The organism is Prevotella multiformis (genome assembly GCF_018127985.1).
In the GTDB taxonomy this organism is placed as follows: domain Bacteria; phylum Bacteroidota; class Bacteroidia; order Bacteroidales; family Bacteroidaceae; genus Prevotella; species Prevotella multiformis.
In genome coordinates this window covers 793,666-807,689 of sequence record NZ_CP072358.1, presented here as the reverse complement: position 1 = coordinate 807,689, position 14,024 = coordinate 793,666, and the positions used below count along the sequence as shown (strand labels likewise).

Below are 14,024 nucleotides of genomic sequence, written 5' to 3'. Positions count from 1 at the left end.
TTTATGTTAGAAACTCAGGCTCAGACCGAACGAATAGGTCGTCGGCGAGGGATAACGGCCGTTGTCCACGCCGTAGGAATAGCCGTTGATATCGGCCGTGCTGGCACCTACTTCCGGGTCGTAGCCGTCGTAGCCGGTGATGGTCAGCAGGTTCTGGATGTTCATGTAGACACGGAGGTTCTCGATACCCCACTTCGTGATCCACTTCTTGGGGAAGGTGTAGCCCAGGGCGATGTTCTTCAGACGGATGTACGAACCGTTCTCGATGTACCGGTCGCTGATCACGTCGTTGTCGTTCGGGTCGGTGATGGTGGCGCGGGGGATGCTTGTCTCGGGGTTCGCCACGCGGATGTTGCCGGCGTCGGTGTACCAGTAGCTGCCTGCCGGATAGGTCTTCGCGGGGTCGATGGGCTCCAGGCGCGCACGTCCCTTGACATCCTTCAGCTGGTTGCTCCACAGGGAATTCATGTGGGTGAGCTTCATCTTCATGTAGTTGTACACCTTGTTTCCGTAGGAACCGTTGACGAAGATGCTGAGGTCGAAGTCCCTGTAACGGAAGGTGTTGGTCCATCCGAAGGTGAACTTCGGCATCGGCGATCCGATGTTGGTCTTGTCGTAGTCGTCGATCTTGCCGTCAGGCTTTCCGTCGGGTCCGCTGATGTCCTTGAACTTCAGGTCGCCGATCCAGGGCGTGGTGTTGCGGTCGAAGCTCTTGCCGTCGGCAGGATACTTCGAGGTCTTCGGCGAGGTCTCGAGGTCGGCCAGGTCCTTGTAGACGCCGTCGGTGACGAATCCGTAGAAGCTGTAGAGCGATTCGCCCACGCTGGACAGGCTGACCACGTCGTTCCACTGTCCGTAGCCCACGATGGCTGCGTTCTTCGTCCCGGAGAGTGCCACCAGGCGGTTCTTGTTCCACGAGATCTGGAACTCTGAGTCCCACTGGAAGCGTCCGGTCAGCGGATGCGTGTTCACAGTCAGTTCGACACCGGTGTTGCGGATCGTCCCGTAGTTGCCGTAGGGAGGCGCGAGGACGGACGACACGTTGCCGGAGGTGCCCATGTACGACGGGAGCTGGAGCGGCATGAGCATGTCCTTCGACTCCTTGCGGTACCAGTCGAGGGTCACGTTGACGCGGTTGTTGAACAGTCCCAGGTCGAGGCCCACGTTCCACTGCTCCTGGCTTTCCCACTGCACGTCGAGGTTCGGGATGTTGTCAGGCCGGTACGATTTCCCCAGCAGGGTGGGCATGGCCTTCATCAGCGTGCCCCACTTGTAGGAGCCGATGGCCGAGTTGCCGGTCTGTCCCCAGCCTGCCCGCAGCTTTCCGTTCGACACATACGGCCCGAGGAAGCTCTTCTGGAAGAACTTCTCGTTGGTGAACCGCCATGAAGCGGCGAACGAATGGAAGCCGGCCCACCGCTTGTTCGGCCCGAAGTTGGAACTGCCGTCGTAACGGTAGGTGTAGGTGGCGTTGTAACGGTCGTTGAACGAATAGGTCAGACGGGTGAAGAACGAGGCCATCGCCGAACTTCCGAAGCCTACGCCGATGGACGGCGTGCCGGTGCCCAGCGCCGGGTTGTTGACGGTGTTGGCGGGAAGGTTGGTGTTCCCCGTCCGGTTGTTGTCGTACTTGCTTTCCCACATCTCCTGGCCGAGCATGGCCGAGAAGCTGTGCTTGCCCAGGGTGTTGGAATAGGTGACGTAGTTCTTCAGCTGCCAGAACGTGCCCGTCCCCTTCTGCACGGAGGCGGAATTGATGCTGCGCTTCCAGCTGCCCAGGTCGACGGTGGGGAGGAAGCGGCGGCCGCGGTCGGCGCTGAGGTCATAGCCCAGTTCGGCGTGCCATACCAGGTTCTTGACGGGCGTGACCTCGAAGAAGAGGTTGCCGTTGAGCTTGCGGCGGTCGAGCCTGATCTGGTTCAGCATCGCCATGGCGATGGGATTGGGGTTGGTGAAGCCCTCCTTCGATACCGACGAATAGCCGCCGGCCATGTCATAGATGGGGATGTCGGGCGGTGTGGTCAGCGAGTAGTTGATGATGCCCTGGTCGCTGTCGGCGAGCTTCAGGTTGTCGTGGGTGGTGGAGAAGTTGGTGCTCAGCCCCATCTTCAGCCAGGGCTTCAGCTTCGCATCCAGGTTCACGCGCATTCCCAGACGGTCGAACTCGCTGCCGATGATCGTTCCCTCCTGGTCCATGTAGTTGGCCGAGACGTAGTACTGCACTTTCTCCGAACCGCCCTGTGCGGAAATCTGGTGCGAGTGCTGGAAGGCGGTCTGGAAGATGGCATCCTGCCAGTTCGTGCCCTTCCCCAGCAGCGACGGGTCGGCATAGTGCTTGTCGGCCGTGGCGGGATTGATCTGTCCCGTGGCCACGAAGTCGTTGTAGTAGTCGGCGAACTCCCGCAGGTCCATGATGTCCAGGCGGCGTGTCTGCCGGCTCCAGGCCATCATGCCGTCGTAGGTGAACTTCGCCTCGCCGGCCTTTCCCCGGCGGGTGGTGATGAGGACGACGCCGTTCGCACCCTGCGCGCCGTAGATGGCGGTGGCGGAGGCGTCCTTCAGGATTTCCATCGAAACGATGTCGCTGGGGTTGATGGTCGACAGCGGAGAGATGGTAGACACCTTTCCGTTGCCCAGCGCGTCGCCCAGTCCGTACGACGAGCCGCTTGCGCCGCTGCTCTGCACGATGACGCCGTCGATGACGTAGAGCGGCTCGGCGTTGGCGTTGATGGTGGCCTGGCCGCGGACGCGGATGCTCGACGACGTGCCGGGAGCACCCGACGTGCTGGTCGCCGTGACACCTGCCGCACGTCCCTGCAGCGTCTGGTCGAGCGAGGTGACGATGGAGCCGCGCAGCTTCTTCTCGTCCATGGTGACGGACGCGCCGGAGACATCGCTCTTCTTCATCGAACCGTAGCCCACGACGACGACTTCATTGAGGGCGACGTTGTCTTCCGCAAGTCTGATGGTATAGGCGGTCTGGGAGGTGACCTTCACCTCCTGGGTGACATAGCCGACGTACGACACCTCGATCACGCTGCCCGCAGGGACGGACAGCGTGAAGTTGCCGTCGAGGTCGGTGACGGTGGCGTTGTTCGTACCTTTCTGCTTGACAGTGGCGCCGATGATGGCCTCCTTGCCGTCGGTGACCTGTCCGGTGACCTTCCGGACCTGCTGGGCGACGGCCTGCACGACACCTCCGCCGGCCGCCTGTACTTCCGGAGAATACCCGAGCAGCGTCAGTGCCAGGCATCCTGCCAGTAATGTGGTTTTACTGTTGTTAAATTCCATATATGATAGGGTTTAGATTGTCTCTTCGTCTTCGCCTGCCGGTACCTTCCTGTCTGTCCTGTTCAGCAATATGAAGAACCGGAATGTACAGCTTCCGGTGGTCTGCCTGTCTCTCCGGCTGCCGTCCCGGTACGGGCGGTGCAACCTTCCGTTGGTCCGATTTAGGTTGCATTCTCCGGGCATCCTGCTCCGGGAATGAATCTCGGTGCAAAGATAATCTTAAATGTCGAATAAAGATGATGTTTTCTTGTCGGTTGCTAACACTATGTTGCCCATCTTGCTCCGTAGACTATTATGAGAAGGAACAAGACGGGCAGGAATCAGGGAGGTTCTTCCGAAATATAGAATGACGGCGGCGCCTCCGCCATGGGGTCTTTACCTCCTTTAGCCCCTCTGTGTGACATTTCATCAAAGCTATCAACGCACGAGACAAACCTCATCACTCCAAATTCCCGAAGCCCCATAAGGGAGAAAACCGGATGAAACCCTATTTTTATCAGGAAGCATAAACAAAGGAATATATATTTATATAATACGGCGACAAAAAAGTGTAAAAAATCATTCCAGACAGACTATACAGACCGCCGTTGAGGACTTCTAAAGAACCTTTTGAAGAAACCACGAAATCACAAAGGGGAGAGCCGCAGAACCGCCGGGGGAGTCCATGGAACGCAAAGGGGAAGCCACAGAACCGCTGGGGGAGTCCACGGAATCGTTTTCAAATATTTTCAGCAACTTCCTGATTTGTCGCAGATACAGGGGCGATCCATTTGAAGAATGTTACTAATTTGTCGCACATATCTATATACCGTTGATTGATAGGATATTAGAAAACAGACAAATCAAAGGTCATAAGACAGAGGACAAATTAGTAACGACAGAATCGCAAAGAAAAGAAGACAGAAAGGCCGTCTTTGTAAAGAATAAAGAAACCGGAGGACGGAAAGCTCCCTTTCTGTCGCCCACAACCTCCCTTTCTGTCGGCCAGACAGGAAACAGGCTCCCTTTTTGTCGGCCAGAACTTACCGGTCTGTCGGAGAGAACTTCCCAAAGTGTCGCACGAAAGCTACCCATGCGTCGTTCACAGCCAGTGTAAGTATCTGCCGTACAAAGAGGTACAACCTGTCAAATAAGTCTATAAACCCTGACTTCCTAAAGAAAGTCTAAGGCCGAGACGGTTGTGTGTGTGAGGGCTTAAAGACAGGAACTCACACCGAGGGTCGTCGCCAAAGCGGTGAGGACGGAGATCAGAATGTTCAGAATGTTTTTCCAGACTGGTTTGTTCATAAGATGAAAGAATTTAAAAAATGAATGAATAGAATCTTCAAGCACCCGGAAAAGGCAGGAGGAGGACGGAAGCGGAAGAGGTGGGAGAGACTGCTGGAAAACAGCGGGAGCCGCTCCCGGAACCTGCCGGCCTGAAGTCCGGAAGAGATCGCCGTCTCCTCTGAAGACCAGCGGAAAAGCAGGCCCGCAGCTTTTCCCACATCCCTTTTCGGCCTCTCCCCTCCCCTACTCACCCGACCGGCCTCCTCCGCCCTAACTGCTTACGCCTGCGGCTGGGTGTCCTTCTCGTGACCGCCGTTGTTTTCACCGGCCTGCGGACCGGACGGCGTGCTGTGCTCGGGCTCTTTGACCTTGCCGTCGTCCTTGGCCTTTCCCTTCCCCACAGGGGCGTCGTACTTGACAGCCTCCTGGATGCGGAGACCGCTGATGAGCGTCTTGATGCGGCGGCGTGTGGCATCGACCGTCACGGTCGGCGCAAAGAGCACGTGCGCACCGTAGATGTTCTTCTGGACATTGAAGTCCTTGGCGTGCTCGACACCCTGCGAATGGAAACCGACACGGAATGTTCCCAATCCGTCGATCTTCACACGGCTGCCGGCCTTGAGCACCTGGTTCATCTCGAACACCAGGGCGCTGATCACTGCCAGGATGTCCGGCTCGGTGACGGTACACCGGTTGCCGATGCGCTGCGCAAGCTCCTTCACACCGACCACGTCGGGAGAAATGGCGCGGGCATACCAGAAACCCTTACGCTTGCTGTTCTTACGGTTGTCTTGATACATACAATACTTGATGGACATAACTTGAGAATTTAAAAGGTGAATAAATAATAAAAATTAAAGAATAAAATGACTGAACCTATAAAGGCATAAAAAGATAATGCGACAAAAAAATGAAAAAATAAAAAAATAAAAGAGTAAAAAGATGAAAAGACAAAAAAGTAAAAAGGTAAAAAAGTAAAAAGATGGAAAGATAAATAAATGAAAACCTAAATAGTCAATAATGCAAAAACATATAAAAATATAAAGGTAAAAAGCGGAAAGCACAAAAACGTATAGACATAATTCATCATAAATATAAAGATGTATAAAATTAAAAATACAATTAATTAAAAATTTGCAGATAAGTGACTTATAGAACAATCAGGTCTCCTCTGCCTTTCAGAAAAGAGGACTGAACAGGCTGCCCCGCCCCGCACTGACAGAATCTCACGGCAGCGGAAAAGATCCCGCAGAGAGATTACCGGGAACAGGAAAACAGCTGTTTCCGTTTACTATCCGGCATTTCCAGTCCCTCCTCACGGGGCCGCTTCGTACCACAGCCTGCATCCGTGTCTGCTTTCTTCGGCATCTCCCTGCTCTGTTTCCGACTTCCGGCAGCATGCCGTTCAGCCGCCTCCCGCCTCCCCTTTCAGCTTCCGGCACCATGCCGACTGTGCCGGTTCCGGGGACTTCGGGCATCCGCTCCTGCGCCGATTCCGTACGTTTTCCGTGGGGCAGTCCAGCTTCCACGCAATTGATTCCCATCTTCCTCCGACAAAAAGGGAACATCCCACATCTTCCCTTTATGTCGCCCCTACCCCATCCCGAGCACCTGGTGCCGGTTGTGTCCTGTACGTCTGTAACTCACGTGAATCCACCGTTTCTTCGCCGAAAGACGCGGTTCGAGGATCAGCTGGTCGAAGGGGGTGCGCCGGAGGATGGCGGCGTATTTGCGGCACATTTCCGTCCCGGTGACGTGAATGTCAGCCGCCTCACCTCTCTGATGCTGTGAATGCCGTGCGCCCTCTACCGCCTCGTTGAGTGCCTCGCAGCGGTAACCGCTCGTGATGATCACCCTCCCTACCTGTCGCCGCAGCGGTTCGAGAACCTGCTCGCAGAGCGCATGGAGATTCGCCATGACTTCCTCCCTGCCGGTTTCGTCGCCGGCGGACTGCGCCGGCGGCAGATTCGGAATGCCCAGTGTGAGCGCTGTCCCCGAGCGGAGCATCTCTCCCACGGTGAAGTGGGGAGAGAGCCGCTCTTCGTAATCGAGGTCTGTAGATTTCGTTTCGTTTGCCATATACATATTATTATAGAACTTCCAGTTTTATTATAGACCTTTCAGGCCGTGTAAATTTTTGCAGACTATTCAGTCAGTATAAATTCTTATCAAAGACCCTTCAGTCAGTGTAATAGAGATTGTGCCGTCATCTTTATTCCTGATGACGATGCAAAGGTACGGCAGAAATAAGCCGTTTCCAAACAAGAGCTGTGTAGTTGTGTCAATAGAAAACGGAAAGGGCGGATAAAAGACCCGCCCAGACCATCCGAAGAGCGTCTCCTCCCTCTCCGAAGACAACCTCCCTCAAACCCTTAGAAGAAGACAAGTGCCTGACGGAAGTCGGTCAGGAAGCGTCTTGCCACCGCTTATCAGGGTCTGTCCCTGTCTTTTCCGACCCCGCCCCATCCTGCACGCCCCTCCCTCTGAGAGGGGCGGGGGAGGCTTCCCATCCTTCCAAAGGGCCGGGGAACGCCCTCCTCACTTCTTCCAGAAGCGTGCGGTAATGTCCTCGAAGGAGCCGTCAGGGCGGCGACGGAGCATACGCTGGTTGGTGCGCGGAGAGTCCAGCCCGCCGAGATGGCGGAGATAGGGTCCCACCTTTATATAATGGAAATGCTTCGGCGAGACGAGCGGCGAGACGGCCGTGCGCCCCGTATACCATCCCGTCTTCAGTCCCGGGTGGCAGTGCAGGACGTGGCAGGCAAGCCTGTCGACCGCCGCCGGATCCCCGTCACCGCCCATGAAACCGACACAGGTGATCGTATCGGCCGCCGCACTGATCAGGCCCGAGAGCGCATCCTCCGTCAGTGCTGTGCCGGTGTCTGCCCACAGGAACCTGCTGTGACAGCCCGGACAGTGGCAGGGACAGCCGGAGATGTTGATGGCGAGCGTCACCTCGTCGGGAAACTCCTGAAAGACAATATCTGTATTGATATAACGTAACATAGCGGTTGACGTGTGATGGATGATACCTGCAAAGGTAGGAAGAAAGTTTGGAATGAGGAGAGGGAGAGATGAAAAAAGGGAATGCTCTTTCGAGTATTCCCTTGTGTGATTCCGACAGGATTCAAACCTGTAACCTCTTGATCCGTAGTCAAGTGCTCTATTCAGTTGAGCTACGGAACCATAAGACTATGGTCGCAACGGACGGAGAAGCCGAAGCCCCAATCCTTAATTGCGAGTGCAAAGGTAGGACTTTTAATCGGTTCTGCCAAATGTTTCAGTGTCTTTTTTCCCGTTTTTTTTCATTCTCACCGTGGAGTGTCGGCAGGGAGATGTGATAACCCACTGCTATGAAGCGGATTATGCAGATGGTGAGGAAGGTGACGACGACTGTCAGGGGCAGCGGCAGTCCGAGGGCGAGGAGCACCCAGTAGAGCAGTCCGCCTGCCACGCTGGCCATGGCATAGATCTCCTTGTGGAAGATGACCGGCACGTTGTTCAGCAGCACGTCGCGGATGACGCCGCCCGCCACACCGGTGATGCAGCCCATGATGACGGCCACCCAGAAAGGATGTCCGAGGGCGATGGTCTTCTGGATGCCGGCGATGGTGAAGAGTGCCAGTCCGAGCGTGTCGAAGACGAACCAGGCATTGCGCAGCCGCCTGATCCACTTGCGCGAGAGGATGACGAGCAGCAGGGCGAGCGCCGTACAGAGGACGTACATGATGTCCGTCATCCAGAACGGACGCACGCCGAGCATGGTGTCACGGATGGTACCGCCGCCGATGGCGACGGCGAACCCGCATACGTAGCCTCCGAACCAGTCGAAATGCTTCTGTGCGGCGTGGCGGATGCCGGAGATGGCAAAGGCGAATGTCCCGAGGAACTCCAGGATCACCTGGAGCGTGTGGACGAGCTGGGGGTCAGCGTAGGGCATGATGGGCAGAGATAAGCGATAATGGGCGATGATAAGCGGGGATAGGCGATGATAAGCGGGGATGAGAGTGATGCCCTTACACCACATTCTGCGGATTCCCTGCGATGAACCGCCTGATGTTCTCGACGCAGACCTCCATGAGCCGCTGGCGCGCCTCACGGGTCGCCCAGGCGATGTGGGGCGTGATGTAGGCGTTGGGCTGGCGGAAGAGCGGGTTGTCGGGGCGGGGCGGCTCGTCGGTCAGCACGTCGGCGCAGTAGGCGGCGAGCTGTCCGCTCTCCAGGGCGGCGGCCACGGCCTGTTCGTCGACGAGGCCGCCGCGTCCGGTGTTGATGAGGATGGCACCGGGATGAACCATTGCCAGCGTACCGGCGTTGATCATGCGGGTGTTGCCGGCCGTCAGCGGACAGTGCAGCGTGATGACGTCGGAGGTGCTGAGCAGCCCTTCGAGCGTCGTCTTGCGGATCCACTCGGGCAGGTCGCTGCTGTTCCGGCTGGTGCAGGCGGAGATGTCCATGCCCATGGCGTGGGCGATGTGCGCCACGCGCTGTCCGATGTTGCCGAGCCCGACGATGCCGATGGTCTTGCCGGCCAGCTCGATGAGCGGCGTGTCCCAGTAGCAGAAGTCGCGCTGGCGGCTCCACTCGCCCTGCCGTACGGCCCGTGCATAGTGGTCGGCCCGGGTGGCGACGTTCAGCAGGAGTGCGAAGACGTGCTGTGCGACGCTGTCGGTGCTGTAAGCCGGAATGTTGCAGACGACGATGCCCCGCTCACGGGCGGCCTCGAGGTCGATGTTGTTGTAGCCGGTCGCCAGCTCTCCGATATACTTCAGGCGGGGCAGCTCGTCGAGCACTTCGCGCGTGACGCGCACTTTGTTGATCAGGATGCCGTCGGCCTCCCTGGCACGTTCCACCACCTGCTCCTGGCAGGTGTGGTCGTAGATGGTACAGTCGGCGAGCGACTTCACCGGCTCCCAGGAGAGGTCGCCGGGGTTGACTGCATGGCAGTCGAGGATGGAGATTTTCATAAGCGATGATAAGCGATGATGGGCGATTTTATAAGCGGGGATGGGCGGGGATAGGCGAGAATGGCAGGAAGCGAGGATAAGCGAGGATAAGCGGGATGGATAGCCGCTGACCTCAATCCTCATCGCTAATCACTCCCCTCTCCATTCGGAGAGGGGCCGGGGGTGAGGCTTTCGGGGGTGAGGCTTAGCGCATCGGGCATGTACTGCTGCTCGACGTAATGGCCGGGGTAATCGTGCGGGTACTTGTAACCGTCGCTGTAGCCGAGGTCCTTCATCAGCTTCGTCGGCGCATTGCGCAGGTGGAGCGGGACGGGGAGGTTGCCGGTGCGGCGCACCAGCTCCAGGGCTTCATTGATGGCTTTGTAGGCGGAGTTGTCCTTCTTCGACCGTGCCAGGTAGACCACCGCCTCGGCCAGCGGGATGCGTCCCTCGGGCCATCCGATCTTCGTCACGGCATCGAAGGCGGCGTTCGCCAGCAGGAGGGCGTTGGGGTTCGCCAGTCCGATGTCCTCCGCCGCACTGATGACGACCCTCCGGGCGATGAACTTCGGGTCCTCGCCCCCCTCTATCATGCGCGCCATCCAGTAGAGAGCCGCCTCGGGGTCGGAGCCCCGGATCGACTTGATGAACGCCGAGATGATGTCGTAGTGCATCTCGCCGTCCTTGTCGTAGGCAAGGGGATTCTGCTGCAGCCGCTCCTCCACGATGCGGTCGGTGACGGTGACCGTGCCGTCCGGCGCGGCATCGACGATCAGCTCGAGGATGTTCAGCAGCTTGCGGGCGTCGCCGCCGCTGTAACGCAGCAGGGCATCCGTCTCGTGCAGGTCGATATGCCGTTTCTTCAGCTCCGTGTCCTCCGCCACCGCCCGGTGGAGCAGCGTCAGCAGGTCGTCCTTCTCCAGCGGCTTGAGCACATAGAGCTGGCAGCGGGAGAGCAGCGGCCGTATCACCTCGAACGACGGGTTCTCCGTCGTCGCCCCGATGAGCGTCACCGTCCCCTTCTCCACGGCACCGAGCAGCGAGTCCTGCTGCGACTTGGAGAAGCGGTGTATCTCGTCGATGAAGAGGATCGGCGATGCGGAATTGAAGAAGCGGCCGTTCTGTGCCCGCTCGATGACGTCGCGCACGTCCTTCACGCCGCTCGTCACCGCCGAGAGGGTGTAGAACGGCGTCTCCAGCCGGTGGGCGATGATCTGCGCCAGCGTCGTCTTGCCCACGCCCGGCGGTCCCCAGAGGATGAACGACGCGATGCGCCCCGAGTCGATCATCCGCCGGAGCACAGCCCCCTCGCCCACGAGGTGCTGCTGTCCGATATAGTCGTCGAGGGTGCGCGGCCGCATCCGTTCTGCCAGTGGTTCCATGTCGCTTCCTGTTTTTATTCAAAGGCAAAAGTAAGCAATTTTTTCTATATCCGTGTAGACGGGGCGGCATATTTGCAGACTACAGGAGCGGAAGGCGGAAGAGCGAGAAGGGAAAAACAGCAGGACGTGCGGACGGCGCCGGCCCCGAAAGCGGAGCGCATGGCAAGCGGCAGATCAAGGGAAAGGGCATCGAAGAGGTGCGGTGACCTGACCGATGGACGGGACGTCCGGCACATCCGCCTGCCCGACCCGAAGGCCCTGCTTCCCGTGACAGACCTCCATCCACGGGCAGGCGCAATGTCTCCGGTCCGATTTCGTATGTGCAGGATTATCCGGGAGCGGTACAAGGTGATCACCGTGGACAAGTTCCGCCGTGGAATGCCGCCGCAGGCGCACTGGACTTACCGCCCGGCTCCATCGGTTTGTAAGAATGAGAATGCGTTGATCTCAAAAATAAAAGAACCCCGCACATTACCTCTCTGTCGCTCTTTTGTGCCTTCGGGATAATATTCCCCCTCTCTTTTCTCCGCCTTATTATGTAGCAGGCTTACTTTATCACTCCCTATTCCGGAAGAACCATAAAACTCATCCATGAAAAAATACATGCAGGAACAGGCTATCAACCTCACGGTTGATCTCGGAAAGGAAAAAGAGGATTGAACTGATAAATCATAAGCTATCAAGCTGACGCATGATTTCTTCTTCAAGTCTATGGCTTTCAGCAAACTGTTCGGCAAGTGTCTGGCGAAATGAAGCCATGCGAATATTGAATTCCTCCTCTGTGATATCCACATATTCAATTTTAATGTCGAAATACTGACCAGCAGAAAGGGAATAGTTTTTCTCCTTAATATCGTCGTACGGCACACAAACAGAGAAATCATCAACAGCTTTACATTCACGGAAAGTGGAAACAATTTTTTCCACCTCAAAATCACGCAACCGCTTCTTTTGGTTGTTACCTTCTTCATATTCTTCACCTAACTTGCCGGCATCGATAAGTACCACCTTTCCAGCAGATGCAGACTTATCAAAGAATAACACAGAAACATTCGTACCCGTATTGGCAAACACATTGCTTGGCATTGACACGCAGCCATACACCCAATGCTCGTCGACAATGCGTTTGAGGATCTTTTTCTCAATAAGTTTCTTTGAAAGTTTATCATTATAGATGATTCATTGTCTCTTAATTCTTGAATGCTGACCGATGAGAACGGAGTGATTACGGTCTTATCTCCCCGACAATCGAACGAGGGGAGCTGGGCGCAGTTTGTGGGTACAAACTGACGTCTTGCAATGCTACCGAACAAACCATCTACGCTTAAAACGTTTTATAGCCTAAAAACGAATGCCGTGCATTCTATGACTAACTGCATTCGTGGTATTCTCACAGAGAACTAAACCGAAGAAGAAAAGGTAGACCCTTTTAGCAAAAAAGGTAGACCTATTTGCTCGAAAAGGTAGACCTATTTTGAGGAAAGGGTAGACCTTTTTCCAGAAAACCGTCTACCTTTTCTTACGGCTTACAGTCTTCTCCATTTCTCTATGTCCTCACCATAATCCTCCAGATGCTGACGCACGATGTTCTCAACAAAGCTTGAAAGGTTGCTACCCCTGTCGCCTAATCTACGCACAATAAAGTCGGCACGCTCCTGTGTCTCCCTACTCAGATAGACAGCCTTACGATTGTTTAACTTGGTCGGCACAAGATAGGCTTGCTTGTAGGCTTCAAGTGTTTTCATTCTCATCTTGGCACTGATACATCTTTGAATAGTTGCACTCTCAGTGTTCCGTGCAGGCTCGGAGTGCATGGTATTCTCTGTGTCCTGCTTGTTTGTTCGTCTTTCTCTTTCAGGAACCGCAGTCGCTTCTTGTGAAGTAGATTCGTCCTCTGCTAATAGGGAGAAAACCATCGTTTATTATTCTCCCTTTTTGCTTAACATACCCCATATCTTGAAGGTCGAAAACCAGTATGGCGTAGTCTGGGTGTTCGCTTATCCATCGCTTTAAACGCTGGTATTGAATAAGAAAATAGGCAAATGCCAGAGATAGAACGACTAATATGTAGATGAAATCGCCCTTCTGAGAGAAGATAACTCTGGGCTTTGAATCATCGGAAGAAGGACTGTTAGAGTTCCGAATTTCGGTATTGTTAGAAGACACTTCCCACTCAATAGTTTTGTAACAGAACACACAGATACTGATAAAAAGAAGGGTACCGCTAAGTGTTACAAATTTAACGCTCCGTCATAATAGGTTGTTCCATCGATCGAGAATGGGGGCGGTCCATTTAAAATATAGCAAAATAGCCACCAAAAAGGATAGTAACCACAAACTTAAAATCCAAAAAAAATCAATGATCATAACCTATTTTTTTAACTTGTTTCTTTACTTTCGTTATCTCTATCGGTAACTGACGAAGTATCATGAATGTTAAACTTGTCTTCCATAGCATCTTCTTCTACAATGTATTGATGCCCTGCCAACAAATCAAGGTCCATTTCTTGGGCGAACAAACGCCAATAACTGCCTTTTCCATGAAGTTCTCCCAACCAGAATCGGTACTTATGTTTGCCTGGCAACACCAAGTATTTATAATAAGACAAGATGTATCTTCCGCCACAAGATTCCTTATTATCTATGCTGAGTATAAATATTTGGCGAGGCGGCATCTCGGGTATCACCTTGAAAATAAGTATTGAATAGTGTGGGTGTCTACTTATCCACCATATTAAACGTAGGTGTCGGATAAGCGGAATTATAGAAATAACAACTATTAAAACTAACATCAAGAAGTAATCTGCCTCGAAAATGGGCTTCGACTGTGGGTCGGTAAGACAGGAGAAGAAGTGGGATATTGATTTGAATTCTATGTTATTCTTCGCTTGATATTCCTCTATATATACATAAGAATGTGCTATAAAGCTTAAAAAAGATACTTCAAGAGCCGAAAGAACTACAATACGACTTTGCTTTATAGGGTTGTTCCAACGCACATGAGACGGGTTTACCAGGTAAGAAACAGCTAAATAGCTAATTACCCACCACAAAAATAAACAGAAATAGAGTGTACTTGCGTCCATATTTATAAGGTAATATTACTTTATTCTTTACGATATTATTTTGCCAAAAC

10 protein-coding genes, 1 tRNA gene and 1 pseudogene are annotated in these 14,024 nt (G+C 54.5%); all 12 read right to left on the bottom strand.

The window, feature by feature from the left end:
• Window positions 1-6: 6 nt before the first annotated feature.
• The 12 genes and pseudogenes from J4864_RS09525 to J4864_RS09470 all read right to left on the bottom strand — a co-directional run bounded on the left by J4864_RS09525 (window position 7) and on the right by J4864_RS09470 (window position 13,974).
• Window positions 7-3,291: a SusC/RagA family TonB-linked outer membrane protein gene (locus J4864_RS09525; protein ID WP_211814702.1), complete on the bottom strand. Its 3,285-nt coding sequence runs from the start codon at window positions 3,289-3,291 to the stop codon at window positions 7-9.
• Window positions 3,292-4,485: 1,194 nt separating this feature from the next.
• Window positions 4,486-4,578, bottom strand: coding sequence for a smalltalk protein (locus tag J4864_RS09520; RefSeq protein ID WP_156792412.1), 93 nt, complete (start codon window positions 4,576-4,578; stop codon window positions 4,486-4,488).
• A 260-nt stretch (window positions 4,579-4,838) separates the two neighbouring features.
• Window positions 4,839-5,378 carry an HU family DNA-binding protein gene (locus J4864_RS09515; protein WP_211814701.1) on the bottom strand — a complete coding sequence of 180 codons (540 nt, stop codon included), beginning with the start codon at window positions 5,376-5,378 and terminating at the stop codon, window positions 4,839-4,841.
• A 775-nt stretch (window positions 5,379-6,153) separates the two neighbouring features.
• Window positions 6,154-6,639: a D-Ala-D-Ala carboxypeptidase family metallohydrolase gene (locus tag J4864_RS09510; protein ID WP_211814700.1), complete on the bottom strand. Its 486-nt coding sequence runs from the start codon at window positions 6,637-6,639 to the stop codon at window positions 6,154-6,156.
• A gap of 459 nt (window positions 6,640-7,098) precedes the next feature.
• Complete coding sequence (nrdG, locus tag J4864_RS09505; protein ID WP_211814699.1) at window positions 7,099-7,566, bottom strand: anaerobic ribonucleoside-triphosphate reductase activating protein; 468 nt, start codon at window positions 7,564-7,566, stop codon at window positions 7,099-7,101.
• A gap of 106 nt (window positions 7,567-7,672) precedes the next feature.
• Window positions 7,673-7,746: transfer RNA gene (locus tag J4864_RS09500), tRNA-Arg, on the bottom strand.
• 94 nt (window positions 7,747-7,840) lie between these two features.
• Window positions 7,841-8,500, bottom strand: coding sequence for a trimeric intracellular cation channel family protein (locus J4864_RS09495; RefSeq protein WP_044112484.1), 660 nt, complete (start codon window positions 8,498-8,500; stop codon window positions 7,841-7,843).
• 76 nt (window positions 8,501-8,576) lie between these two features.
• The gene (locus tag J4864_RS09490; RefSeq protein WP_211815409.1) at window positions 8,577-9,527 is read right to left on the bottom strand and encodes a D-2-hydroxyacid dehydrogenase; all 951 of its coding nucleotides are present in this window, start codon (window positions 9,525-9,527) and stop codon (window positions 8,577-8,579) included.
• A 125-nt stretch (window positions 9,528-9,652) separates the two neighbouring features.
• Window positions 9,653-10,888 carry a replication-associated recombination protein A gene (locus J4864_RS09485; protein ID WP_211814698.1) on the bottom strand — a complete coding sequence of 412 codons (1,236 nt, stop codon included), beginning with the start codon at window positions 10,886-10,888 and terminating at the stop codon, window positions 9,653-9,655.
• A 669-nt stretch (window positions 10,889-11,557) separates the two neighbouring features.
• Window positions 11,558-12,046: pseudogene (locus J4864_RS09480) on the bottom strand (N-6 DNA methylase); the annotation flags it as partial.
• 368 nt (window positions 12,047-12,414) lie between these two features.
• Window positions 12,415-12,804: a DUF3408 domain-containing protein gene (locus tag J4864_RS09475; RefSeq protein ID WP_211814697.1), complete on the bottom strand. Its 390-nt coding sequence runs from the start codon at window positions 12,802-12,804 to the stop codon at window positions 12,415-12,417.
• Window positions 12,805-13,266: 462 nt separating this feature from the next.
• Complete coding sequence (locus J4864_RS09470) at window positions 13,267-13,974, bottom strand: hypothetical protein (RefSeq protein WP_211814696.1); 708 nt, start codon at window positions 13,972-13,974, stop codon at window positions 13,267-13,269.
• Between the last annotated feature and the right edge of the window lie 50 nt (window positions 13,975-14,024).